The 24311-nt window shown below is 63.8% G+C and carries 17 protein-coding genes and 1 pseudogene; 12 read left to right on the top strand and 6 right to left on the bottom strand.

Going from position 1 to position 24311, the window contains the following annotated elements; all coding sequences use genetic code 11:
- Positions 1-25 precede the first annotated feature (25 nt).
- The 4 genes from A3CU_RS0140030 to A3CU_RS0140020 are packed head-to-tail and all read left to right on the top strand — an operon-like array spanning position 26 to position 7149.
- The gene (locus A3CU_RS0140030; RefSeq protein ID WP_027946954.1) at positions 26-1561 is read left to right on the top strand and encodes a type I restriction-modification system subunit M; all 1536 of its coding nucleotides are present in this window, start codon (positions 26-28) and stop codon (positions 1559-1561) included.
- 5 nt (positions 1562-1566) lie between these two features.
- The gene (locus A3CU_RS49130) at positions 1567-3057 is read left to right on the top strand and encodes a type I restriction-modification system subunit M (protein ID WP_156960802.1); all 1491 of its coding nucleotides are present in this window, start codon (positions 1567-1569) and stop codon (positions 3055-3057) included.
- Positions 3057-4232, top strand: a complete 1176-nt coding sequence (locus A3CU_RS53260; protein WP_169739750.1) for a restriction endonuclease subunit S — start codon at positions 3057-3059, stop codon at positions 4230-4232. Before A3CU_RS49130 ends, A3CU_RS53260 begins: the two co-directional genes overlap by 1 nt.
- Entirely contained in the window at positions 4222-7149 is a 2928-nt protein-coding gene (locus A3CU_RS0140020; RefSeq protein ID WP_027946953.1) for a type I restriction endonuclease subunit R, read from the top strand. The genes A3CU_RS53260 and A3CU_RS0140020 overlap by 11 nt, the downstream gene beginning before the upstream one ends.
- A gap of 605 nt (positions 7150-7754) precedes the next feature.
- On the opposite strand, the gene A3CU_RS49125 is transcribed toward A3CU_RS0140020, so the two are convergent.
- On the bottom strand, positions 7755-8750 hold the full coding sequence (locus A3CU_RS49125; protein WP_052373021.1) for a tyrosine-type recombinase/integrase: 996 nt from the start codon (positions 8748-8750) through the stop codon (positions 7755-7757).
- The gene (locus tag A3CU_RS50425) at positions 8747-9073 is read right to left on the bottom strand and encodes a tyrosine-type recombinase/integrase (RefSeq protein ID WP_156960799.1); all 327 of its coding nucleotides are present in this window, start codon (positions 9071-9073) and stop codon (positions 8747-8749) included. The genes A3CU_RS49125 and A3CU_RS50425 overlap by 4 nt, the downstream gene beginning before the upstream one ends.
- 492 nt (positions 9074-9565) lie before the next feature.
- On the opposite strand from A3CU_RS50425, the gene A3CU_RS49120 reads away from it, so the two are divergent.
- Together A3CU_RS49120 and A3CU_RS51990 are read left to right on the top strand one after the other, a co-directional pair.
- On the top strand, positions 9566-12013 hold the full coding sequence (locus A3CU_RS49120; RefSeq protein ID WP_052373018.1) for an ATP-dependent nuclease: 2448 nt from the start codon (positions 9566-9568) through the stop codon (positions 12011-12013).
- Positions 12014-12074: 61 nt separating this feature from the next.
- Positions 12075-12865, top strand: a pseudogene (locus tag A3CU_RS51990) (IS5 family transposase).
- Positions 12866-12902: 37 nt separating this feature from the next.
- Here the strand turns inward: A3CU_RS51990 and A3CU_RS0139995 are convergent.
- Positions 12903-13232, bottom strand: coding sequence for a putative quinol monooxygenase (locus A3CU_RS0139995; RefSeq protein ID WP_027946951.1), 330 nt, complete (start codon positions 13230-13232; stop codon positions 12903-12905).
- A gap of 64 nt (positions 13233-13296) precedes the next feature.
- On the opposite strand from A3CU_RS0139995, the gene A3CU_RS0139990 reads away from it, so the two are divergent.
- Entirely contained in the window at positions 13297-13656 is a 360-nt protein-coding gene (locus A3CU_RS0139990; protein WP_027946950.1) for a MerR family transcriptional regulator, read from the top strand.
- A gap of 132 nt (positions 13657-13788) precedes the next feature.
- Positions 13789-14265 (top strand): SMI1/KNR4 family protein, encoded by a 477-nt coding sequence (locus tag A3CU_RS0139985; protein WP_027946949.1) that lies wholly within the window; start codon positions 13789-13791, stop codon positions 14263-14265.
- 21 nt (positions 14266-14286) lie between these two features.
- Here the strand turns inward: A3CU_RS0139985 and A3CU_RS0139980 are convergent, their stop codons facing one another.
- Together A3CU_RS0139980 and A3CU_RS55000 are read right to left on the bottom strand one after the other, a co-directional pair.
- The gene (locus tag A3CU_RS0139980; protein ID WP_211246634.1) at positions 14287-15333 is read right to left on the bottom strand and encodes an IS630 family transposase; all 1047 of its coding nucleotides are present in this window, start codon (positions 15331-15333) and stop codon (positions 14287-14289) included.
- A gap of 132 nt (positions 15334-15465) precedes the next feature.
- Positions 15466-15771 (bottom strand): transposase, encoded by a 306-nt coding sequence (locus A3CU_RS55000; RefSeq protein WP_063628986.1) that lies wholly within the window; start codon positions 15769-15771, stop codon positions 15466-15468.
- Positions 15772-15898: 127 nt separating this feature from the next.
- On the opposite strand from A3CU_RS55000, the gene A3CU_RS53255 reads away from it, so the two are divergent.
- The 3 genes from A3CU_RS53255 to A3CU_RS0139965 all read left to right on the top strand — a co-directional run bounded on the left by A3CU_RS53255 (position 15899) and on the right by A3CU_RS0139965 (position 17723).
- On the top strand, positions 15899-16381 hold the full coding sequence (locus A3CU_RS53255; protein ID WP_156960797.1) for an SMI1/KNR4 family protein: 483 nt from the start codon (positions 15899-15901) through the stop codon (positions 16379-16381).
- Between the two features lie 317 nt (positions 16382-16698).
- Positions 16699-17184, top strand: coding sequence for a hypothetical protein (locus A3CU_RS0139970; RefSeq protein WP_027946947.1), 486 nt, complete (start codon positions 16699-16701; stop codon positions 17182-17184).
- A 2-nt stretch (positions 17185-17186) separates the two neighbouring features.
- The gene (locus tag A3CU_RS0139965; protein ID WP_043844193.1) at positions 17187-17723 is read left to right on the top strand and encodes an SMI1/KNR4 family protein; all 537 of its coding nucleotides are present in this window, start codon (positions 17187-17189) and stop codon (positions 17721-17723) included.
- Between the two features lie 2101 nt (positions 17724-19824).
- Here the strand turns inward: A3CU_RS0139965 and A3CU_RS0139950 are convergent.
- On the bottom strand, positions 19825-20346 hold the full coding sequence (locus A3CU_RS0139950) for a hypothetical protein (RefSeq protein WP_052373016.1): 522 nt from the start codon (positions 20344-20346) through the stop codon (positions 19825-19827).
- A gap of 290 nt (positions 20347-20636) precedes the next feature.
- On the opposite strand from A3CU_RS0139950, the gene A3CU_RS55325 reads away from it, so the two are divergent.
- Complete coding sequence (locus tag A3CU_RS55325) at positions 20637-24305, top strand: ALF repeat-containing protein (RefSeq protein WP_052373015.1); 3669 nt, start codon at positions 20637-20639, stop codon at positions 24303-24305.
- Positions 24306-24311: the final 6 nt, after the last annotated feature.

Genomic DNA, 24311 nt, shown 5'->3' with positions numbered 1-24311 from the left:
ATGAGCTGAGGAGCAGTACCGCGCCGTGGGAGCCCGTGTCCGAGCCGACAACAACGCGGCGCTGCCGTTGCCGCTGAGCCTCGCCGAGGTCGAGCAGTACCTCGCCAAGGCAGCAGACCTGTTGCGCGGCAGCATCGACCAAGCCGACTTCAAGGCTTACATCTTCCCCTTGATGTTCTTCAAACGAATCAGCGACGTCTACGACGAGGAGTACCAGGCCGCGCTGGACGACTCCGACGGCGACCGCACGTACGCCTCGCTCCCCGAGTTCCACCGCTTCAGCCTGCCGGAAGGCCACCGGTGGGAGGACGTGCGGGAGCGCACGCAGAACATCGGCGAGGCGCTGCGCGCTGCGTTCCGGGAGATCGAGAACGCCAACCAGGACGTGCTATATGGGATCTTCGGCACCGCGAGCTGGACCAACAAGGACAAGCTGCCCGACGCCCGGCTGAGGGACCTCATCGAGCACTTCTCCACCAAGAATCTGTCCAACGCCTCGGTGTCGCCGGACGTGTTCGGCCAAGCGTACGAGTACCTGATCAAACGGTTCGCCGACCTGTCGAACAAGAAGGCGGGCGAGTACTACACCCCCCGCTCAGTGGTTGCCCTGATGGTCAACATCCTCGACCCGAAGGAGGGCGACACGGTTTACGACCCAGCCTGCGGCACCGGCGGCATGCTGATAGAGGTCATCGAGCACGTGAAAGCGGCGGGCGGGCGGCCAGAAACGTTGTGGGGCAAGCTCTACGGCCAAGAGAGAGTACTCACCACATCGGCAATCGCCAGGATGAACCTGCTGCTGCACGGCGTCCAGGACTTCGAGATCGTCCGCGACGACACACTCCGCTCGCCCAAGTTCCACGACACCCACGGTCGGCTGGCCAGGTTCGACTGCGTGATCGCCAATCCACCATTCTCGCTGAAGAAGTGGGGCCACGAGGAGTGGGCGTCCGATCCATGGGGGCGCAATGAGCTGGGCGGTGTGCCACCAAAGGGCTACGCCGACTGGGCATGGGTGCAGCACATGGTCGCCTCCGCACTGCCAGGTCCTCGTGGGCGGGTAGCCGTGGTGCTGCCCCAGGGCGCGCTGTTCCGCCAGGGTGCAGAGGGCCGCATCCGCGAACACGTGTTGAAGGCCGACCTAATCGAGGCGGTCATCGGGCTGGCGCCGAACCTGTTCTACGGCGCAGGTCTCGCCGCGTCGGTAATGATCCTGCGCAAGCACAAGGACAAGGACCGCAAGAAAAAGGTCCTGTTCATCAACGGCGAGAAGCTGTTCAAACGTGGCCGCAACCAGAACACCCTCGAACCTGAGCACGTCGAGACATTGCTGAAGACCTACCAGGCATACGCCGACGAGCCCGGCCTGGCCACCGTCGCCACTCTCGACGACATTGCCGCCAAAGGACACAACCTCAACATTCCCCTTTACGTGGAGCCGGTCGACACCGGCGAGCGGATTACCTTGGACCAGGCGCTGACAGACCTCGAAACCGCGCATGCCGCCGCCCGCGCGACCAGGGCAACGTTGGCAGCGGAACTAGCGAAATGGGGGTTGTGAGACCGGTGCCCAAACACATCACCCAAGGCGAGTTGGAAAGCTACTTGTGGGGCGCGGCGGAACTGCTCCGTGGGCAGATCGACGCAGGCGACTACAAGCAGTTCATCTTCCCGCTGGTGTTCCTGAAACGCCTCTCCGACGTCTACGACGAAGAGCACGCCGCCGGACTGGACACCTACCACGACGAGGAACTCGCCGACCTCCCGGAGAACCACCGCTTCGACATCCCCGACGGCGCCCACTGGTCCGACATCCGCGCGGTCACCACCAACGTCGGCACCACGATCCGCAAAGCGATGAACGCGATCGAGAAGGCCAACCCGGACACCCTGCCCGGCGTGTTCGGCGACGGCGACTGGGGCAACAAGGATCTGCTGCCGGACTCCACACTGACTGGTCTGATCGAGCACTTCTCCACCAAGACCCTGTCCGTCGCCAACCTGCCCGAGGACGAACTCGGCCAAGGCTACGAGTACCTGATCAAGAAATTCGCCGACGACTCTGGCCACACCGCCCAGGAGTTCTACACTAACCGCACCCTGGTCCATCTGATGACCATGATGCTCAAACCCGAACCCGGAGAGAGCGTCTACGACCCCACCTGCGGCACCGGCGGCATGCTCATCTCCACTGCCGCGGAACTGCGCCGGAAAGGCCAGGAATGGCGCAGCCTCAAGCTCTACGGTCAGGAACTCAACTATGGAACCTCCGCCATCGCCAGAATGAACCTATTCCTACACGGCATCGAGGACGGCCACATCGAACACGGCGACACCCTTACTAAACCCGCTTTCCTGGACCACCACGGCCGCCTCCGCACCTTCGACGTGGTCTTGGCTAACCCGCCCTACTCCATCAAAAACTGGAACCGTGCCGCATTCACCAAAGACCCCTACGGTCGCAACATGTGGGGCGTGCCGCCCCAGGGCCGAGCCGACTACGCCTTCTTTCAACACATAGCCAAAAGTCTTAACCACAAAACCGGCCGCGCCGCCATATTGTTTCCGCACGGCGTGTTGTTCCGTCGCGAAGAAGCCGCACTCCGCGAGAATCTGGTGAAGTCCGACCTACTTGAATCCGTCATCGGCCTCGGCCCGGGACTGTTCTACAACTCCCCAATGGAAGCCGTCGTCATCACCCTCCGCGCCGCCAAGCCGGAGGCCCAGCGCGGCAAGGTGCTGTTCATCAATGCGGTCAACGAGTACGCGCGTGAGCAGGCACAGTCGTTCCTCCGCGACCAGCACCAGCAGAAGCTTCTTACCGCATATCGGAATTTCACCAACAATGAAGGGTTTGCCGCTGTTGCGTCACTGGATCAAGTCGCAAACAAGGGCTACAGCCTCGCAATCCCACTGTATGTCGCAAACGTGACAAATTTCACCAGTAATGAGCGGCTGAACCTCGATGCAGTCGTCGAACAATGGCGAGCAGCGGCGGACGCTGCCGACAAGGCTGTAACCGACGTGCTGACAGTGTTCCACCAAGAGGTGGCCTGATGAGCCTCAACCTGGACAAGACCAGCTGGAAGCGCGTCGCCTTCGGCGACGTAGTCAAGAACCTCAACGTAACTGTCAAGGACCCTGAAGCCGCCGGTATCAACCGAGTTATCGCCATGGAACACCTTGACCCCAGTGAAGTCAGCATCAGCCGCTGGGGCAACGGCGCCGACGGCACCACGTTCACTCGCCGTGTGAAACCCGGCCAAACTCTGTTCGGCAAACGCCGTGCCTACCAACGCAAAGCCGCTTACGCCGAGTTCGACGCAATAATCTCCGGCGACATCCTCGTCTTCGAAGCCGACAAGAATCAACTCCTACCTGAGTTGCTGCCGTTCCTTGTCCAAAGCGACGGTTTCTACGACCACGCACTAGGCACATCGGCAGGATCACTCTCCCCCCGAACTAACTGGAGAGACCTCTCCAACTATAAGTTCGACCTCCCGCCTATCGATGAACAAAAACGCCTCGCAGATCTCCTTTGGGCGGCAGAGCGTCACCGGACACACCTCACACATCTAGCTTCGACGCTGGCCCCCAGCTATGACACCTGGATTGCGGAACAGATTGCCAACTTTCCCAGACGTCTACTAGGGGAGCTCATTGAGCTTCAAAGTGGTCGTCCGGTCCCGAGCGAGCTTTATGGCGAGGGGGAATTTCCTTTGCTTCGCCCCGGTGATATGGCCCCGAATGGGGTAACGAGTTGGTCGATGTCTTCTGTGCGGATTCCTGAGTCTTTCGCATTGAACTTCTCACCCTGGATACTGGAGCCGGGAGATCTTGTGATCAACATGACCGCTCAGTCGCTGGAGGATCGCTTCTTGGGGCGAGTCTGTCGAATGCATGACAAGGCCTTTCTTAATCAAAGAATTGGTCGCATTCGATCGAAATCGGTTGATGTGGATTATGACTTTTTGTTTCTTGTTTTGCGGTCTTTGGAATTCACAGATTGGGTTGCACGGCGGAGTGAAGGATCAAAGGTTAAGCATATGCACTGGCGGCATATTGAGGACTATCCGTTCCCTACTCCCGATCTTGCTGTTCAGCGGGCTCTTATTTCCAAGGCTGCAGCATGGTCTTCGGCGATTATTTCTTCAACCGCGGAAATTCGCTCTGTACGACTGCTTCGCTCATCGATCTTGGCAGCCATCTTTGGGGTCGCGAGTGATCTTTAACGAGGCTAACACAATCCGTGATTTCGTCCGCAATATAATTGAAGCTAAGGGTGTTCATTTCGTCCCCGGGAGCGACCTTCCGCGTCGGCGGGACGATGTCTTGCTGGAAGCTCAGGTCAAAGAGGCTCTGATCCGGCTGAATCCGGAGATCGAGGTTGATCCGCGACTAGCAGATGAGGTCGTCTATCAGCTTCGGGCAATCATCCTGTCCGCGCGGGGGTCACCGCATCCGGTGGTGGCTAATGAAGAGTTTGCCGCCTGGTTGACCGGGCAGAAGTCGATGCCGTTTGGACCGCAGGGTGAGCACACCACGGTGCAGCTGATCGACTTCGAGAACGGGGCCGATGCGAGCGCCAACCAGTGGATCGTTTCCACCGAGGTCACCTTCGGTATTGGTCGAGTGGAGCGGCGGTTCGACATTGTGTTGTGGTGTAACGGGTTTCCGGTCGTAGTGGGGGAGGCGAAGTCGCCGGTGCGGCCGGCGTACTCGTGGATTGACGCGGCGGCGCAGATCAGCGAGGACTACGAGGTCAACGTGCCGGCGTTCTTTGTGCCGAACGTGTTGAACTTCGCTACTGAGGGGAAAGACTTCCGCTACGGGTCGGTCGGCATGCCGGTGGCGCTGTGGGGGCCGTGGCGTGATGAGTCCGCGTCAGCGTCCGCCGAGTTGGCGACGGTGCGCGAGGCCGTTGACGGGGTGCTCAACCCGGCGGCGGTGCTGGAGTTCCTGCGGTACTTCACTGTGTTCGCCACCGACAAGAACCACCGCAAGATCAAGATTATTGCCCGGTTCCAGCAGTTCCAAGCGACCAACCTGATCGTCGAGCGGGTGCTGCACGGCCGGGTCAAGCAAGGGCTGATCTGGCATTTCCAGGGCTCGGGCAAGTCGCTGCTGATGGTATTCACGGCGTTGAAGCTGCGGGCGACCGCCGGGCTGACCAACCCGACCGTGTTGATCGTGGTCGACCGGATCGACCTGGACACGCAAATCACCGTCACGTTCAACGCCTCCGACGTGCCCAACCTCGTCTCCACCGACAGCCGCAAGGAACTGCAGGAACTGCTCCGTGTCGGTGCCCGTAAGGTGATCATCACGACTGTGCACAAGTTCGGCGAGGCGCCGGGCGTGCTCGACGCTCGGGACAACATCATCCTGATGGTGGACGAGGCGCACCGCTCTCAGGAAGGCGACTTCGGTCGCAAGATGCGGGCCGCGCTGCCCAACGCGTTTCTTTTCGGGCTCACCGGCACGCCGATCAACCGGCGCGACCGTAACACGTTCCTCTGGTTCGGCTCTGCCTCCGATGACGGTGGCTACCTGTCGCGGTACACATTCTCCGACTCCATCCGCGACGGTGCGACACTGCCTCTGCACTTCGAGCCGCGGCTGTCCGAGATACACCTCGACGAGGACGCAATCAACGCGGCGTTCGCGGAGTTGGCCGACCGGCACGAGCTCACCGAGTCAGACAAGATCACGCTGTCGCGCAGAGCAGCCTCCATCGAGACTCTGATCAAAACCGACTCGCGGATTAGCAAGATCGCTGCTGACATTGCCGAGCATTTCCGTGCCAAGGTCGAGCCGCAGGGGCTCAAGGCGCAGGTCGTCGTGTACGACAAACCGACCTGCGTCGCCTACAAGAAAGAGCTGGACAAGCTGCTTGGCCCAGACATCTCGACCGTGGTGATGAGCCGCGACGCCCGCGATCCACAGGAATGGCGGGAGAAGTACACCCCGGACCGCGAGCAGCTCGAACGGATCACCGCCCGGTTCAACGACCCGGCTGACCCGCTCAAGATCCTCATCGTCACGGCCAAGCTCCTAACCGGTTTCGACGCGCCGATCCTGTACGCGCAGTACCTCGACAAACCGCTCAAGCAGCACAACCTGCTGCAGGCGATCACCCGCACGAACCGGGTCTACCCACCGCACAAGACGCACGGCCTGATCGTCGACTACCTCGGCATCTTCGACGACGTGGCGAAGGCGATGGCGTTCGATGACAAGAGCGTGCAGCAGGTCATCAGCAACATCGCCGTGCTCCGCGCCCAACTGGAACCGGCGATCGAGGCGGCGCTGGCGTTCTTCCCTGGCGTCGACCGTACCGTCGGCGGCTACGAGGGCCTCATCCAAGCGCAGACCGCGATAGCCGGCGACGAGGCCAAGGACGCCTTCGCCGCCGCGTACAGCGTCGTCGCGCAGCTGTGGGAGACGCTCAGTCCCGACCCGATCCTGCGCGACCACGAGGACGACTACCGCTGGCTCACCAGCGTCTACGAGTCCGTCCGCCCAACAGACGTCACCGGCCGCCTGGTCTGGCACACTCTCGGGGCCAAGACCTTGGAACTGATTAACGAGCACGTTACTGTCGAGGTCCCGCGCACCGACCTGGACACCATCGTCCTTGACGCGACGATCATAGAAGACCTGATGACCGGTAAACGAACCGACGTCGATCCGGTCGAGGTGGAAAAATGGATAACCGCCCGGATCGCCAAACACGTCGGCAACCCGGTCTTCGTCGAACTCGGCAAACGCCTCAACGCGCTCCGCGAGAAGTACGCTCACGCCCAACAGGCAAGCCTTGAATTCCTCAAGGAACTTTTCCAACTTGCCCGCGACACCGTCGCCGCGGAAAAGGCAGCCGCCGAGGTTCCTCGCGAGGAACAAGGCAAGGCCGCCCTTACCGACCTGTTCGAGTCCCTCAAAGGTGACGACACCCCGATCATCGTCGAGAACGTGGTCAACGAGGTCGACAACATCGTCCGCACCGTCCGTTTCGACGGGTGGCAGGACACCCGCGACGGTCGCCGCCTGGTCCAGCAGGCCCTCCGCAAAACCCTCTACATCAAGTTCAAGATCCGCGACAACGATGTCTTCGAACGCGCCCTCGCCTATATTCGAGAGTACTACTGACCCCAGTCCCATAGTCCAGGGCTATTCCGTGCCTGAGAACTCGTCGGATTCCCAGCGGGTGAGGGGCCGGCCGCCGGAATCTGAGCCTTTGTCCCGAGGGGGATGCCGATCAGTAAGTTCTCGATGGTGCTCAGGGTGGCGGTCAGTTCGCGATCGGGATGTGCTTGCTGTTACTGCTGTTCAGCGGCTCGCATGGGCTCGCGGCCCGCTGGATCGCGAGCTCGACCAAATCGATGTCGGCTCGGTGTCGTGGTAAATCTAGGCGAGGCGCGCGAATCAGCCACCCTGCTTGGCCGTTCGGGAGTTCTCCCGCCCGAAACTGAATTGGCCGATCCGATCCCCGTTGAACTCGATGAAGCCTAGTTCGACCAGGTCGATAGCATCTCGGTCCCAACCACTCTCCTCGATCCGTCAGCGGCCGATCAACGGCGCCGCGGAGTTCTGACCGCGTCTTGCCATGAGGCGCCTGGATAGCCATGGCCTCGATGACCGGCTCAGGTGCGGGGCGGTTCACGCTGCTCACGGTCGGGCCTTCCGGGGCGATCATGCTGTTTCGGCTGGTTGGACGGGCTTTTCTTGTTTCATGTGTTGATCTCTGAAGATCGCTAGCGCAATGACCTGGCTGCCTCGGGTGGGGCGTTTCTGGCGCGAAGCCGGGCGACCTGGCGGGGCCGCGTGCCTGTTTGTGTTGCGCGCGTCGGGGTTTCCGGCGTGCGGCGATGGTGTCCCGAGTGCCGGCGAAGAGGGGGACAACCGCAGCGAGTGGCGGTTCGGTCGGGCTGGTGGGTTCGGGTGCGGGTGGCGGGTCGTGGTGGGTGGCGGTGTGCCAGTGAGCTTCGAGTGCGGTGAGGAATTGGTGTTCGACTTCGGGGGCGACGTGGCTGTAGGTCTCGACGATGCGGTTGTCCAGGGTGCCCGAGTCGGCGGGCTTGGGCGATCTCGGGGATTTGGTCGGCGATGAGCCAGGTCTTGTGGCTGTGTCGCAGCCCATGGAATGTGAGTCCGCGCCGCCCGGCCGTTAGGTCGGTGCCGGGTTTGCCGTCGGCGGCGGGGCGGAAGGTGCGGCGGATGAAGGTGGATCGCCATAGCCAGGTGCCGGACGGGGTGGTGAACACGAACTCGAACGGATGCGCGTCGAGGTGCTGCCGGAGTAGCTCGACCAGGAACGGTGGCAGGGTGATGCGGCGGGCGGCGGAGGGTGTTTTGGGCGGGCCGAGCCAGCGGCGGTGTCCGCAGTCGTGCATTGCCCCGAGGAAGGGGTCGATGGTGAGCACACTGTGGTCGAGGTCAAGTTGGCTGCGGTGCAGGCCGACGAGTTCGCCCCAGCGGCAGCCGGTCCAGGCAGCGGTGATGATCAGCAGGTAGGCGACTCGGCCGCCGAGCATGCCAGCTTGTTCGGCGATGCGGACGACCTGTTCCGGGGTGGCCCAGATCTTTTCGCGGGTGATTCGGCGGGAGCGCCGTCCGCGGCGGCGGCGCTTGTGGACGCGGTTGGCCGCGATGAGATGTTGGTCGGCGGCGTCGGTGAGGATCATGGAGAGCAGGTTGATCAGGCTGGACACTGTAGTGGGCGCGTAGCGCTCGGCGCGGTCTTCGTTCATAGGGTGACGTCGAGTGCGGTGATTTCGGCGAGTGGGGTGGCGCCGAAGCGGGGCAGGAGATGGCAGCGCAGCCGACTGTGGTAGGTCTCGACGGTGCGCTCGTCGAGGTCGATGGCGGGCAGCCATCGTGCGACCCATTCCGCGAGTGTGATGCGCCCGGCGGCGGGGTTGATCCAGGCGCCGCGTCGCCGATCGGCGGCCATGTCGGCGACATAGGCGCGGGCGTCGCCTTGACTGCGGAACCCGCCGACCGAGTCGGTGTTCCCTGGCGCGTGCCAGCGCACCCGCCACGACTCTTTCCCTGATTGCTCCATCCACGCCATGACGACCTCCAAGGCCGAAGAATCCTGTGTTCTTCTGTCCTGAGCCGGGACGTGTGGGATGTCAACCGCGGCAGGGAGGGCGCGTCAAACGAGATCGCCGGTGTATAGATCGTCGATCCGGTAGCCTGGCCGGTGGCGTCCTTGCGCGCCAGGGCACAGCATGACCGGGGGGCTGCCGCTGACCGAGCATCTTGCGCCCCTCGCCCGAACCCATCGGTCCGGCAGGGGGAGAGCGATAGATCAGGTGGCGGTGTGATCCTTCGATTCGCTGAGATGTGCGGCACCCGAGATTCGGTGCAGAGAGTTTGGGCGGCCGGTGAGAACGTCTGAGCATGGCTGACAGTCCAACCAGCGCACTGTGGGTGTATCGCTCGCACCGTTCCCACCAGCGGGTTGATGTCGGCCGTGATCTCACCGCGCCTACTAGATGATCTGTCGGTCCAACGTGATTTACTCAGCTGCACGAACCTTCCGAGGCGTGGGAGCCCTGAAATGCGAATTCGCGAGGTCTGGATCCGGTTCTACAAGTCGTTCAACTACGACTACGAACTCAAAGCCCATCCAAACTCGGAGAAGAAGGACTGGCAGAGCACGCCTGATGGCTGGTTACCTCACGTCCGCGTGCCGCTCGAATCGGATATCACCGCCGTGGTTGGCGCCAACGAGTCTGGGAAGTCGCACCTGCTTGACGCTATTAACATCGTACTGACCGGCGAGGGACTCCGTAAGCGCGACTTCTGTCGGTACTCATCCCTGTTCTCGGTAGAGCGGGATCAGCGCCTCTTCCCGGAAGTAGGGGCAACGTTCGTACTCGCCGACGCAGACGTCGACGCCCTTACGGACGCCGATGTCCCGCTGCTCGCCAACGGCCAGCTCCTGATGCTCAGACCGGAGCCGACAGTCGTGCACGTCCTTAACAGCGACGAACAACGGGTCACTCTCAGCGACGAACAGCGAGCTGCTGTCGAGGGACTCCTGCCTCACGCGTTCCACCTCAAAACACAGGTAGATCTGCCCGACTCGGTCTCTATAGCCGCCCTGGCGAACAGGGCTGGCCCGCTAGCCAGCCGTCGCAAGCGCGTCAAGCTGCTCTCGTCCCTCATAGGCCTCGACACCGCCGAAGCCATCACAGCTCAAGCCGCAACCCTGTTCACCATCCTGAACGAGATCGATGCTGCCGAGCACGAGCGTCAAGAACTCGGCCGACTCCTGTTGACCAAGGTCGCTCATATCGAGGAGTCCAGCTTCGCCGAGCTCCACGAGGCGATTGCTGACGAACGCGAAGGTCTGGTCAATGGGCTGATTCAGGAGATGAACAAGTCCATCGCCCGTCACCTCAACATCTCGAGGTGGTGGAGCCAAGACGCCGATTTCCAGCTGCGCGTCTCTCCGCGCGAGCACGAACTCGTTTTCACTATCCGGGACCGCACTGGCACCGACTACTCCTTCACCGAACGCAGCCGAGGACTCACCTACTTCCTCAGCTACTACGTCCAACTGCGATCCCACGACCGGCCAACCGACCGGCCCGAAGTGCTCCTCATGGATGAGCCCGACGCCTACCTATCCGCCCTCGGACAACAAGATCTCCTCCGCGTACTCGAAGACCACGCTCACCCCGAAGATTCAGACCGGACGGATCAGGTCGTCTACGTCACCCACTCTCCGTTTCTCGTCAACCGCAACGCCGGACATAGGGTCCGAGTCGTCGACAAGGGCACCCGCGACGAAGGCACCCGCTTGGTCAAGGACGCGACCCAGAACCACTATGAGCCTTTGCGCACCTCACTTGGAGCCTTCGTCGCCGAGACCGCCTTCATCGGCGGCGATAACCTGTTCATCGAAGGCATCTCCGATCAAGTGCTCCTCGCAGGAATGAACGCCCGCCTACGACGAGCTGGGACGCCACCGTCTGAGTGTCTAGACCTTAACCAAGTCACCCTCGTCCCAGGCGGCTCCAACGTTCCCTACATGCTCTACCTCGCCCGAGGCCGCGACCAGTTCAAGCCCGCGTGCGCAGTCCTCCTCGACAGCGACAAGGCCGGCAAGGAGGCCCAGGCACAGATCAAGAAGGGTGGAGCCAGGGGCCGCCCTACGGTATCCAACGACCTCGTGGTCATGATCGGCGATTGGGCCACCGAGGCCCACGTCAAGGCCGAGGAAGGCGTGACCATCGAAGAGCCCGAAGACCTCGTACCGCTCAATCTCGCCGGCATCGCTGCACGACGCTACGCACAACACCTTCTCGGGCTACCCGAAACCGACACCTTGAAGCTCGTCGACGAGGAAATCAAAGCCGGGATCAACGGCTCGAACTACTCCATGTGGGACGCCATTGACGGGGCCTTCACCGCTGCCTTCGACACCCGCATTGGCAAAGCTGGCTTCGCAAAAGAACTACTCGCGTATCTGGCCGAACACGAACATGACGACACCCCGCCCGACGGTGCGGATACCCTCGACGCGAACTACAAGGCCCTCCTCAACAAGCTGGCGGAGACACTCCGCCTCGCTCGAGAGCGGGAAGAAGACACTCGCCGTGACCAACGTGTCGAACGGATCATCGAAGCGTTCGCCGAAGATCACCCGACTGGCTGCGTTCGCGACAAAGCCAGCACCATGCTCAAGCGCGTCGAAGCCGCTACCGACGACACCAAAGCCGGCGACATCATCCGTGCAGGTATAGCTCGCCTGCGACGCACGTACGAGCTCAGCGTCGATCCGCTCAGCCGGGTTGCCGACTACGAAAACTTCCTCGCCGAGCTCCAAACGCTTCCCACCCAAGTGCGCTTGGCCGAGAAAGGTCGACTCGGCGATGTTGCCGAAACCACCACAGCCCCCACAAACGGTGCAAGCAGCAGCACTAAAATCGATACAACCTTCGAGGTTGAGGCGCCCCCTGGGTGGCAAGCCCTAAGGACTCCTAACAAAATGATCTAGGAATAGCATTGATCGTTTGGGGGTTGATCAGCGCGTGAGGAAGGGCGAGCAGCCACCGTGGATCGTGCCGGACGAGTTGTGGGCGCGGATCGAGCCGTTGTTGCCGGTCGTGCCACGCCGCGCCGATCACGCCGGCCGCAAGCGTCTGGACGACCGGAAGGTCCTGTCGGGTATCCTGTTCGTGCTCTACACCGGCATCGCGTGGGAGTTCTTGCCCAGGAGCTGGGCTTCGGCTCCGGCATGACCTGCTGGCGGCGCCTGCGCGACTGGCACCAGGCGGGAGTCTGGCAGCGTCTGCACGAGTCGTTGCTGGCCGAACTGCATGCCGCCGGCGCGCTGGACTGGTCCAAGGCGGTGATCGACGGCTCGCACATACGCGCCCTCAAAGGCGGCCCAAAACTGGTCCGAGCCCGGTCGACCGTGCCCGAACAGGCTCGAAACACCATCTGATCACCGAAAGGGCACGGCATTCCACTGGCGGTGTCGCTGACCGGCGGGAACCGTAACGACGTCACCCAGCTCATGCCTCTGATCGAGGCCATGCCGCCGGTACGTGGTCGGCGAGGACGACCACGCCGGCGACCGGATGCGATCTACGCCGACCGCGGCTATGACCACAACAAGTACCGCAAGCAGGTCCGAGCTGCCGGGATCACTCCGGTCATCGCCCGGCGTGGCGTCGAGCATGGTTCGGGATTGGGCGTGCATCGGTGGGTGGTCGAGCAAAGCTTCGCGCTGTTGCACTGGTTCCGCCGGCTGCGCATCCGCTGGGAGATTCGCGATGACATCCACGAAGCCTTCGTCAGCCTGGCCTGCGGCATCATCTGCTGGCGCCGACTGGCCAAACTCTGACTCCGTCAGGAATTTTTCGAGTCTGCTGCGAGCCCGGTCAGGCCATGATGGCCGGATAGGGACTCCTCATCGTGCCGAAGTAGGCCTCGGGCGCTCCTTCGATGTGCTTGGGCAGTTCGTCCATGAAGGCGCGCAGCAGTGGGGTTGCGTTGTGCCGGTCGAGGTCCTCCTGCGAACGCCAGACCTCATAGAGGAAGAATCTGCCGTCCTCCTGCTCGTGGAGGTGGTATTGAAGGCTGCCCTCGTGCCCTCGAGACGGCTCGACGAGGTCCATCAGGAGTTTCCTGAACTCGTCGGCCTGTCCGGGCTTGGGGGTCAAGAATCCGTAGAGCGAAACGGGCGCTGGTGCAGTCGAAGTCGTCGTCATGTGATCAACGTTAGGATGTAACATTGGTGTCAGATTCAAGCCGATGTTCTATGAGGTGGGTCACATGAAGATTGGGGAGCTGTCCCGCGAAACAGGCGTGGCCGTCCGTCTCCTCCGCTACTACGAGGCCCAGGGTCTGCTCACCTCCCGCCGCAGCGAGGGCGGCCATCGCCATTACGATCCCGAGGCCCCCGCCACAGTCGCCCGTATCCGCACCCTGCTCGCCGCTGGGCTCCCCACAAAGGTCATCCGCGAGCTCATGCCCTGCTTCGTCGGCGACGGCACCGAGCTCCAGGCCTGCGTTCTCGACCACCTCAGAACCCAGTACGCCGAGCTGGACTCCCGCATAGCGGACCTCACCCAAGCCCGCACGGCTCTGGGCGACATCCTCCAGGCCTCCACCCGAGCAGTCATCCACGTCTAAACCGGCTGTCACGCGTGGGGAAGCCATGATCGAGCCTGCGCCAAACACCGATGATCAATCTACGGGACAGCCGATGAATACCATCCCAAGATCATTCTGTTAGGAGTTCTAAAACACGAAGCTCAGTAAGTCATGAGCGGAATCGACTCGGTCAGGGAGCTCGTTGAACTAATCCGGAGTAATCCGGGCGAGTGCAACTTCACCGGTGGCTTGAGCGAGAAGGACATCGCGCGCGCTGAGGCCGCGCTCGCGGCGACGTTCCCGCCGTCCTACCGGTTGTTCATTTCCGAGCTGGGCAGTTGCGAAGCAGGCGGTGTAGAGATCATGGGTGTCTACCGCACGCCGACGGGTGGTGATCGGCTGTATGGCACGGTGTCCGAGACCCTGGACGCTCGTGAGGACAACCGCTTTCCGCTAAGCCTGCTGGTCATCGAATATGACGGGATGGGTGGCATCATTTGCCTGGACAGCTCGGAGCAGAACGAGGATGGCGAGTACCCGGTCGTTGTGTGGGATCCGGATGCGGAATCCCGTGGCGGTCCAGAGCGGCTCGACGACGACTTCGGCACTTACGCGTTGTGCCGCTGCCAGATCGGCCTCAGTTACTAATGGGTTCAGAAGTAGGTCGAGTCAGGCGGTGATGTAGGTCAGGTTCGGGTCGCGGAAGAACCCGCAGATGAGAGCGGGGAGTTTCTGTAGGCGCCGTAGGGCCCCGGTGGCCTTCGATTTCAGGTCGTCCTTGCTGGTGACGCCGGTCTTGCCGATGCGGTCGTGTTTGACGTTTTTCCAGACCCATTCGTCGGGGTTGAGTTGTGGGGAGTAGCCGGGCAGGAAGAACAGTCGCAGGCGGCCGTTGGTGCTGGTCACGAACTTGGTGACGGCGTTGGCGCGGTGGCTGGGGTGCCCGTCGATGATCAGGAATACCGGTCCCGTGGCGTCGGTGAGTAGCCGTTTGCAGAACTCGATGAACACCGTGGCGGTCACGGTGCCGTCGTGGACCATGAACCGCAGCGCGCCCTGGGCGGATACCGCGGAGAGCATGTTGATCGAGTAGCGGGCGCCGGTGTTCGCCACGACCGGGGTCTGCCCGACCGGTGCCCACGTGGTTCCGGCGTGGTAGTCCGAGCGGATTCCGGCCTCGTCGGCGAAAAATACTGTCGCACCGGCCTTCTTGGCTTCGGCACGGATCGCGGGGAACTGCTCGGTCTTCCAGCGTTCCACCGCGTCGGGGTCTTGCTGGTAGGCCCGGTGCAACGGTCGCTGCGGGGACAGGCCCATGGTGCGCATCAGCCGGCCGACGCTGACCACGCTCAGCCTCACTCCGAACTCGCGGACGATCACCTCCCGCACCATTTCCCTTGTCCACAAAGCGAACTCGAACGACAACTGCCGCGGATCCACACCGACGATGAATCCATACAACCGGGAGATCTGGGTCGGCGACAACCGCGGTGGGCGGCCCGGCACCGCCTTGGCCTTCAACGCGTCCCGCCCGCCCTCACGAACCTTGGCCAGCCACCCGTAGACGGTGTTCTTGTGGAACCCCAGCGTGATCGCCACCTCCTCCGGGTGCGCACCCGCCGCGACCTGCTCAACGGCCCGCATCCGCAGCACCTCGAGAGTCTTATGATCCAACTTCCGGCCATCATTGTCACGCACACAAGAATTCTCCCCCACCAACCACCAGAAACCCGGGAAATCACCCGGCGATTCTCAACTTACTTACGAACCCCTTAGTAAGCCGAGAATTGCGGCGTAGGGCGCTGCTACCGACACGCCGATGATCGGCCAACCCGTGACCTACGACCCTTACCCACCAACACATCCAGACCAGGATGAAAACAGCTCATCGTCTTCATCAACTTTCTCGATGAAGGCGAACTTCACTGGCTCTGGCTCGCAAACCACACGCACCTTTTTTAACAGATCCCGCTCCATCTTCAAGCGGCGGTTCTCCTCCTCTAACTCCTTCAGCCGAGCCCGCTCGTTCACCTTGAGCGGCTTCTCCTTGAACGCCCCGTCGCGCTTCGCCTTGTTCACCCAGGTACCCAACGTTCCCTCGTTGATTCCCAAATCCCGGGCAACCTCAGCCACCGGCCGACCCGAGCTGATCACTTCTCAATCACCTGGGGTTTTGAATAACACTCATTGTCTCACGAGCGCGTGTCGTCATCGCAAACACCCGTCGAATCCGGAGTTGCTGGACATCTATAATCTTCCATGACAGATGAGGAGATGATCGATGGCAGTGCGGGACCTTGTCGAAAGGGTGTCCCGGTCGGATCGTTGCGTAGTTCACCCGCCGACCGGGATGCCCACAATTCGTTCCGAACACCGACTGCCTGCGGGCCTAATCGACTTCTACCAGGTTTGTGGAGGTGTCAACCTTTTTCGAGGTGCTGAATATGAAATTTCCGTAGTTTCGTCTACAGAGTTTCTTGAGTCGAATTTGGTGATTCTAGGAGAGCGGTTTTCTGATGACATCTCAGACTCTTGGTACACGATTGCTGCGACGCCTGACCGTGAGTATGTGAGCATTGATCTTTCGGTCGAGAGGAATGGGAGATGTTATGACAGCTTCCATGAAGTACATGGAATTATGGGTTCTTCTCCGATCGTTGCGGCCAGTTTCACCGAACTGCTTGAGAATCTTCTGAATGGGCAAGGGAGCTACTGGTATTGGCTGCGGCCGGACTTCTCCAGCCCCGGCGACGCCTATGACTGAGGAGCGACTATGGCACTGCCGGGTCGAGCAGCAATCACCGCAGTCAATCCGTGTCGTCACCAGTGCCACCACCTGCATCGCCGGAGGTCAATTCCTCGGCGTCAAGCAGAGCAAGGAGCACGGATGAGTTCGGTAGCCGATGTGGACGTCCTGGTGGGGCTGATGCCGCCGCCACAGCAGGACGGGACACCGGTCGACTGGGAGCAGATCGCCAGGTCGTGGGGTCGGCCGTTCCCGCCTGAGTACCAGAGGTTCATCGAGGTGTACGGGGCCGGGACCATTCAGGACTTCCTGGGGTCCTCGCACCGCAGCCGAAGGTGCCGTTCGAGGACGCCGGCTGGGGCGGCATGGTCCAGGAAACGGGCACCGCGGAGGGCACGTGGGAGGACACGCGCAAATCCCCCGAGTTGGAAGGGACTTTTCCGTACCTGACCACCTGGGGCGTCTCCAGCGACGCCGACATCTTCTGCTGGGACGCTACCGCGGAGGACCCGGCCGGTTGGCCGGTGCTCGTGTTCGACCGCGGTGACAGCATGTTCAGTCGCTACGACTGTGGGATGGTCGAGTTCCTCACCCGGATACTGCGGGGTGATTTCCCCGGAAGTCCGTTGAAGGGGGAGGTCTCCTCTGGGGTAAAGGGGAGGCGACCTGGGAGAAGGAGTAACGGCCCGTCGCGGGCCGGCACGGCGCGCTCGTCCGCCAACCGGTCAAACGTCTCCTGCCATGCTACCTGGCGGGCATGCGCGACGGCTTCACCACCGTCCGGTTCCGAGTGCGGGCACACCGTGACCGGGACGGAGTAATGATGAGTTCGGCAGCTGACGTGGACGTCCTGATGAGGCTGATGTCTCCGCCGCGTTACGGTGGGACGCCGGTTGATTGGGAGTCGATGGCCTGGTCGTGGGAGCGGCCGTTTCCGCCCGACTACCAGCGGTTCATCGAGGTGTATGGCGCCGGGACCATTCAGGATTTTCTGTCGATTGTCGGACCGCAGCCGAAGGACGACGCTGGCTGGGACGGCATGGTCGATGAGACGGGCAACGCGGAGGACATGTGGGAGGACACCTCCTTCAAGTCCTCCGAGCTGGAAGGGACTTCCCCTTACCTGATCACTTGGGGGGTCTCCGGCGACGCTGACCTCTTCTGCTGGGACGCCACAGGGGAGGACCCGGCCAGTTGGCCGGTGCTCGTGTACGACAACACCGACGGCACGTTCAGCCACTACGACTGCGGGATGGTCGAGTTCCTCATCCGGATGCTGGGGGGTGACTTCCCCAGGAGTCCGGTGAAGGGGGAAGTCGTCCTCTGGGGCAAAGGGGAGGCGACCGGGGAGAAGCGGTGACAACCCACTCGCATACCAGCCGGAACAGCAGCTCGGGGAATCATGTTCCATCGCTCGCGGCTCGGGCTGGCAGGCATGTTCGAGAGGCTATCGGCACAGTGGTCGACGGATGTGGCGCCGCGTGCTGATCGGTGGCGGTGTCGGTTCGAGCGTCGGTCAACGCGAGGACCTCGGCGTGGTGCGCAAACCGGTCGATCATCGCCGTGGCGACGATGTAGGACTCTGCTCGTGCCGTCGCCGGCCGGGATCTTGACTGCGGGGAAGCACAGATCACGCTGGGCGATCTCGCCGGGTCGGTAGTCGACACAGCGTCGCCGATATACGCAGCAGGGGAGCAGCGTGGGGAGCAAATTGGGAGCAAATACATGCGCACAACAGTCCTGAACTGCGCTCAACGACTCTCAATGGACCCGCGCCGACCTGCGGAAATCGTATTTCCGCAGGTCGGCGCGATATGTCGTCCTTGGTTCACACCTATGGGCTCTTCCAACTGCGCTCAACGGACCTCAACTGCACCGAAGCCCAGGTCAACGGCCCTGAACGGACGTGCGTGACGGCCGCGGCTCAGGTGAGCACTTAGGACTTCTGGGAGCGGTCGACGTTGACGCCGGTCTGGAAGCTCCCAAACGCACTCTTCTGCCGATGAGCGGTCGCAGCGACCCGGCGACGGCGGAAGGCTCTTGCATCTTCGAAGCCCTGGTCGGATGAGCCGCCCTCAGCCTGAGTGCCGTGACGTCTGCTCACGACGCGATGACTATCGGTATGCGTCGACAAGGTGTAGAGATGCAATACCTAGGGCTGCACCGTTCGCGGCGCACCGCGACGGTCGGTCGTCCGGCCATGCGAGCACGATGTCATAAGAGGAGTACATGAACGACCCCGTTGCGCCTGGCCCAGACGATGCCGTTGGGTCCGAGGGTGAGGGAACGCCTGCGCGGGCTGCTGCTCCTCAGGATGTGGGCGGTAAGTCCGGCGGGGAGGTTGCCGGTGAGGCTGAGCGGGGTTCGAGCACCTATGCGACCGGTGGTGGAGGGGTCTCGTTCGGGCATCGCGTCGCGATGGTCTACCTGGCCAGCATGTTGACCGGGCCGGCGGGCTGAGGCATCTGAGTTGCCGGTGCGAAGTGTGTCGTTTCAGACCGGTCCGGCGCATCCAGTCGATGACCTTGTTGTCGAGTGTGGCGACGAGGCAGTCGAGGTAACGCTCGCCGGTGGCCTGTCGAGCCACGCCCAATTTCGTCCAGAGCGATGGCGAGACGGTGAAGCTCGTCGGGTCGCTGCTCGCCGAGGTCGAGAAGTTCGACACTGATTCCCATCAGGTTGCTCGGTCGCGGCCGCTGGTTGGTCCAATCAGTGGGAGCAGTTCACGATCGTGTGCGACATCGCGGGAGCCCATGCTGACCCCGAATCGTTCCAAGCCTCCATGGATGTAGATGGCCGCTGGTCCAAGCCGGTGCGTGAGCGGCACAAGCAGTTTCTGAAGATGATCGAGAAAGCTGTCAAGACGACACCTCGCCCGGGGAAGTTCTGACGCTGGCGTGGCGAGTCCTTGGACAGCTGCACGTCCAGGGGTTCGCGGTTCAGAGCCCGGACGCGGGTGGTCGCACGGCGATGGCGACATCGCTGGACGGTGTCGCTTCGGAACAAGTCGATGGGGCCGCGGTCCGGGACCGGCTCGAGGTCGAGGTAACCCGCTACGACGCGACCGGTGGCGGGACTCGATCCGTCCTGTGCTCGGGCTGCTGACGCAGAGCCGGGGCGAAGGATCCACCCCACACCAGCGGGCTTTGATCTCCGGACTGCCGCTGTCGACCGTCTGCGACGCTCTCGAAAGCTGCGCACCCTATCTGGCGGAAGAGCTGCCCAACGGCCCGTTTACTCCGTACCACCTCGCATTGCGTGAATATCTTCGCTCGTCGGCGGAGCACAACATCTTTCCGGCTCAAACCACCCAACAGATCATCACATCGGCTCCGCGTTGTCCGGGTACGCCTACCTGTTCACGCCGGACGGCCGCCGCACCGTGCTCGGCCCGTTGGGGGCCGACCGCAACGGCCGCTGTCCACAGGGGACGATGCGGTCAAGTCGGCCGGGTGATCCGGTCAGGAACCGGTGACCTTGATTTCGACCAGGGTCGCTGGGTCCTGGCCCGCTCCTTCGCCGAAACCGGTCCAGCCGTGCTTGTCCACGTTGACGGTGCTGGGCGTGCCGTTGATAGTGACGGTGGCCTGGACGTTGTGGGCGTCCTGGTCGTCGCCCTTGGCCTGGAACGCATACGGGATCTGGAGCTTGAGGTCGCCGGTCGGACCGCTCACCTGGAAGCAGTAGTGGCCGGGGTCTGTGCTGTGGTCGTCCGGGCTGTTGTCCGAGTAAACCTCGATCACACCGGTGTGACCCACGCAGTTGACCAGAATGATGTGGCCGTCGCCGCTGATCAGGGTGATGCCACGGTCTTGCAGGACCTTGTCCGCGCCGGGATAGCTGTAGTCCTCGACGATGCTGGGCTGGTCGCCGTCCGAAGCCGCGTTGACGGTCGGGGCGCTGGTGATCGCAGTAGCCGTGCCGGAGATCAAGGCGACGCCGACGACGACGGAGGCGGCGATCAGCGTTGTGCGGGTACGCATGTCAGATTGCTCTCCTTGGTGTTGATAGGGCTGGACGAGCGTCGCCGAACAGCGAGCTCCGTTTTCCACCCGACATACCCCAGGGGAAGACGTTTGGATCATATTTCCCTTATGTGGTCCGGTCAACGTGATTCGAAAGAGCACTTGTTTGGGCTGTTTGGACCTTTTGCTCGGACTGGTAAGGGTTTTAAGGTCTCCGTTGGCTGGCATAGAGGGACTGTCTACGCGACAGCCGACGGTTCCTGCCGTCATCCCCTCTGCGGACCTGGAAAGGGAGCACTGGGGCATATATGGGTATCAGACATCTACGGGCCGCTCTGACGGCGGCGATGACGTTCGCGCTCGTCGTCGGCCTCGTGGCGGCACCGGCCGCGGCGGCGGACACACCGCAGCAGACGGAGCGTCAGCAGGTGCTGGCGCTGATGCGTGACGGAAGTCCGGTGATCTCTCGCGCGGCCGAGGCCGCGCTGTGCGGCACCGATGACGACGTGCATGCCTTCCTGGCTACCGGACTGAGCCGGATGCAGGAGATCTCCGACCGTGTCGCGGTGCAGCAGATGATCTCCACCGGCGGGCCGGCGACGCAGCACGCGGCCAACACGGCGCTCAGCGGCGGTATCTCCGACGTGCGTGCCTTCCTCGCGAGCGGGTGGCAGCAAGCGTGGCAGACCGACCTGCGCGTGCAGATCTCGCGGATCCAGTCGGCCGCCACCGGTCCGACCGTGAAGCGCGCGGCCAACACCGCCCTCAACGGCACGCCCGACGACCAGCTGGCCTTCCTCGGCAGCGGCTACCAGCAGGCCCAGAACATGGACGACCGGATCGCCGCCCAGCTGCTGATCAACAACGGCGGAACCGAGGTTAAGAACAGCGGCAACTGGGCGTTGTCGTCCAGCCCGGACGACGTGCGCTGGTTTCTCCAGAGCGGCTACCAGGTCGCGTTGCAGCGTGACCAGGAGACCGCGACGGTCGCTCAGCTCGCTGACCTCGCGCAGAGCTCCGAGGCCCGTGCGGCGCAGCAGACGCAGGCGGCGCAGGACGCGGCCGACCAGGCAGCGACTGCCGCCGCGGCGGCAAAGGCCGACGCGCAGACCGCCGCCGAAGAGACGCGCGCCGCACAGGGGTCGGCCGAGCAGGCGGCGCAGGCCGCTTCGCGGGCGGCCGACGCCGCCAACCGTGCGGCGAGCGCCGCACAGACGGCGATCAACGCGGCCAACGCGGCGAACAACGCGGCTCGCGAGGCTGCCTCGGCGGCCAGCCAAGCCGCCTGGGCCGCGTCCATGGCCGGCCGGGCCGCCTCGAACGCACGCAACGCGGCAGCCGCCGTGGCCACGGACAGGAACCAGGCTGACAAGGCGACGCAGGCGGCGAAGGACGCTCGGGACGCCGCCAACGGTGCGCAGAGTGCCGCCGACGCGTTGACCCATGCCATCGACGCCGCGCACGCCGTCGCCCTGACCGTGCAGGCTGCGGCGGCAGCTGCCAACGATGCCGCGGCGGCCGCGCAGGCGTCGTCGGAGGCCGGTGGTTATGCGCAGCAGGCCGGTGCCAGCGCCACCGAGGCGCGCAACGCCGCCGCTCGGGCCCAGCGCAACGCCAACGAGGCGAGCCGCGCGGCCGGCGCCGCGTTGTCGTTGGCCAACGACGCCGCCGCCTGGGCTGGCCAGGCGCGGCAGGCCGCGCTGGACGCCGCCGCGCACGCCAACGCCGCCGCCGCGGCGGCCGACGCCGCGGTCGCGGCGGCCGACGACGCGGCCGGTGCCGCGCAGCGGGCCAAGGACGCCGCGACCGAGGCGAAGAACGCCGCCGACGCCGCGCAGACGGCCGCCGACCAGGCCAAGAACACCGCCGACCTGGCCCGCCGCGCGGACGCGGAGCGGCTGGCCGAGCAGCAGTCCCAGGCGATGCGCGACGCGCAGGACGCCAAGCAGGCCGAGGACTCCAAGACGGTGGCCCCGCACTGGACCGCCGGCCAGCCGGAGCAGCTGGACCAAAAGGCGGAGAGCCTGCTGACGGCGGCCAAGGACCCGTCGACCCCGCCGGCGACGGCGATCATCGACGGCCGGAAGCTGGCCGCCGAATTGATGCACACCGGCGGCCCCAAGGTGTTCGACGCGGCGAGCTCAGCGCTGGCCGGAACGGACGCCGAGCTGACCGCGTTCGTCCAAAGTGGACTTTCTGCGGCGCTGGAGCAGGACGACCGGCTCAGCCTCAGCATCGTGGGTGGCGCCTCTCTGGTGCCGGCCCAGCGCACTGCGGCCGGCGCCGCTGCCGCGGGCGGCTACGACCAGGTTAAACAATTCCTAACCACCCGCGACTACGAGGGCAAGGTCACCAACGACCGGCTCGAGGCGCAGCGCATCTCCTCGGTCGGCGGGCCGGCCACCCGGGACGCCGCCAACCAGGCGCTGTCGGGCACCCCAGACGACGTCGCCGTGTTCCTGAAGACCGGCCAGTTCAGAGCGGCCGAAAACGACGACCGGATCGCCGTCCAGAAGATTCTGGATAAGGGCGGGCCGGAGGTGAAGGCCGCGGCCAACGCCGCGCTGTCCGGGCCGTGGACCTACGTCCGCGAGTTCCTCCAGTCCGGACAGTACAGCGCCGCGTGGCGGGACGCCGACGCCGCCCAGCACGTCGCCCAGGTCAACGGCTACGTCGCCAACGCGCAGGAGGCCGCGGCCCTGGCGCACCAGCAGGCGGCGCTGGCCGCCGAGTACGCGGCCAACGCCGCCGGTTCGGCTGCCGATGCCGCCGCGGCGGCCCAGGCCGCGCAGGATTCCGCGACGGAGGCCCGGCAGCACGCCGACGACGCCCGGGCTTCCGCCGACCAGGCCGATCAGGCCGCGTCGCGGGCGGCGCAGTCGGCCGTGACCGCCCGGTGGGCCGCGTCGAACGCGCAGGCTGCGGCGCAGGCCGCGCAGCGGTCGGCAGCGCAGGCGTCGCAGTCGGCTGCGCTGGCCAACGAGTACGCCGCGCAGGCCCGTGCGGCGGCTGCCCAGGCGAAAGCCGATGCGGACGCGGCGGGCAAGGACGTCGCCGAGGCCAGCCAGGCGGCCGCCGACGCATACAACGCGGTCAGTGTCAAGCAGGCCGAGGAGGATGCCAAGCAGCAGGTCATGGACATGCGCGGCACCGTCCAGCAGGTCCGGGACGCGGTCGCGCAAGCCATCGCGGACCACCCGGAGCTGCAGGCCCTCAAGGACGCCGCCGACCAGTTGCTGGCGATGATCGACACCATGGCCGGCGCCACGCTCGACTACGTGCGCGACCACGCGGGCGAGCTAATGGCGCTCATCCAGCACCTGGCCGAGACCGCGGCGGGCATCGGCGCCACGCTCGGCGGCGCCGCGGTCTCCGGCGGTGCGATCGCGATGTGCGCCGAGGAGATCGGCGGGGGTGCGGCGGTCGGCGCCGGCGGCGGCGCGGCCTTCGCCGGTATCGGTGCGCTGCCCGGCGGCATCGCCGGCGCGATCGCCGGTGCCATCGCGTGCGTGTTCACCTCGGGCCCCGCGATCTACGCCGGCATCACCGAGATGATCGGCGGCCTGGCCATGGCCCAGCAGGGCATACAGGGCATGGCTGACGACATCAACAACCTCTCCCAGAACGCCGGGAACAAACTCGGCGACGAGAGGGAACAGAAGGTCGCGGACCTGGTGGGCGGCAGGCGCACCAAGGAGCTCACCAACGACGGCCAAGACTTTAAGATCATCATGCCGAACGTCAACAGCACCGGGGTGGACGTGTTCGGACCGAACGGCGAATACATCGCGGTCGGCGGGCCCGGCAAGATGGAGAAATTGGAGAAGCTGCCAACTCAGATGAAGATCCTCAAGTATGGGGCCGACCGGGACGGCGTGCGGGCCCTCGCATACTTTGAGGAGGGCACTCCGCAGGAGGCGCTCGACATCGCCAGGAAGTGGCTCGGCGACGGCAATGTTGTTATTTTTCCGAAGTAGGTAGGG

Origin of the sequence: Amycolatopsis taiwanensis DSM 45107, from assembly GCF_000519205.1 — a bacterium.
In the GTDB taxonomy this organism is placed as follows: Bacteria; Actinomycetota; Actinomycetes; order Mycobacteriales; family Pseudonocardiaceae; genus Amycolatopsis_E; species Amycolatopsis_E taiwanensis.
The sequence above is the reverse complement of the archived record's forward strand: the minus strand, read 5'-3'. Positions and strand labels throughout refer to the sequence as shown.

Excerpts from the sequence above, each read along its gene's own strand:
- A3CU_RS0139990 (WP_027946950.1), top strand. The coding sequence starts at position 13,297 with ATGAAGATTGGGGAGCTGTCCCGCGAAACAGGCGTGGCCGTCCGTCTC.
- A3CU_RS55325 (WP_052373015.1), top strand. The coding sequence starts at position 20,637 with ATGGGTATCAGACATCTACGGGCCGCTCTGACGGCGGCGATGACGTTC.
- A3CU_RS49125 (WP_052373021.1), bottom strand. The coding sequence starts at position 8,750 with ATGAACGAAGACCGCGCCGAGCGCTACGCGCCCACTACAGTGTCCAGC.
- A3CU_RS0139965 (WP_043844193.1), top strand. The coding sequence starts at position 17,187 with ATGAGTTCGGCAGCTGACGTGGACGTCCTGATGAGGCTGATGTCTCCG.
- A3CU_RS53260 (WP_169739750.1), top strand. The coding sequence starts at position 3,057 with ATGAGCCTCAACCTGGACAAGACCAGCTGGAAGCGCGTCGCCTTCGGC.
- A3CU_RS53255 (WP_156960797.1), top strand. The coding sequence starts at position 15,899 with ATGGCAGTGCGGGACCTTGTCGAAAGGGTGTCCCGGTCGGATCGTTGC.
- A3CU_RS0139995 (WP_027946951.1), bottom strand. The coding sequence starts at position 13,232 with ATGACGACGACTTCGACTGCACCAGCGCCCGTTTCGCTCTACGGATTC.
- A3CU_RS50425 (WP_156960799.1), bottom strand. The coding sequence starts at position 9,073 with ATGGCGTGGATGGAGCAATCAGGGAAAGAGTCGTGGCGGGTGCGCTGG.
- A3CU_RS0139985 (WP_027946949.1), top strand. The coding sequence starts at position 13,789 with ATGAGCGGAATCGACTCGGTCAGGGAGCTCGTTGAACTAATCCGGAGT.
- A3CU_RS49120 (WP_052373018.1), top strand. The coding sequence starts at position 9,566 with ATGCGAATTCGCGAGGTCTGGATCCGGTTCTACAAGTCGTTCAACTAC.
- A3CU_RS0139950 (WP_052373016.1), bottom strand. The coding sequence starts at position 20,346 with ATGCGTACCCGCACAACGCTGATCGCCGCCTCCGTCGTCGTCGGCGTC.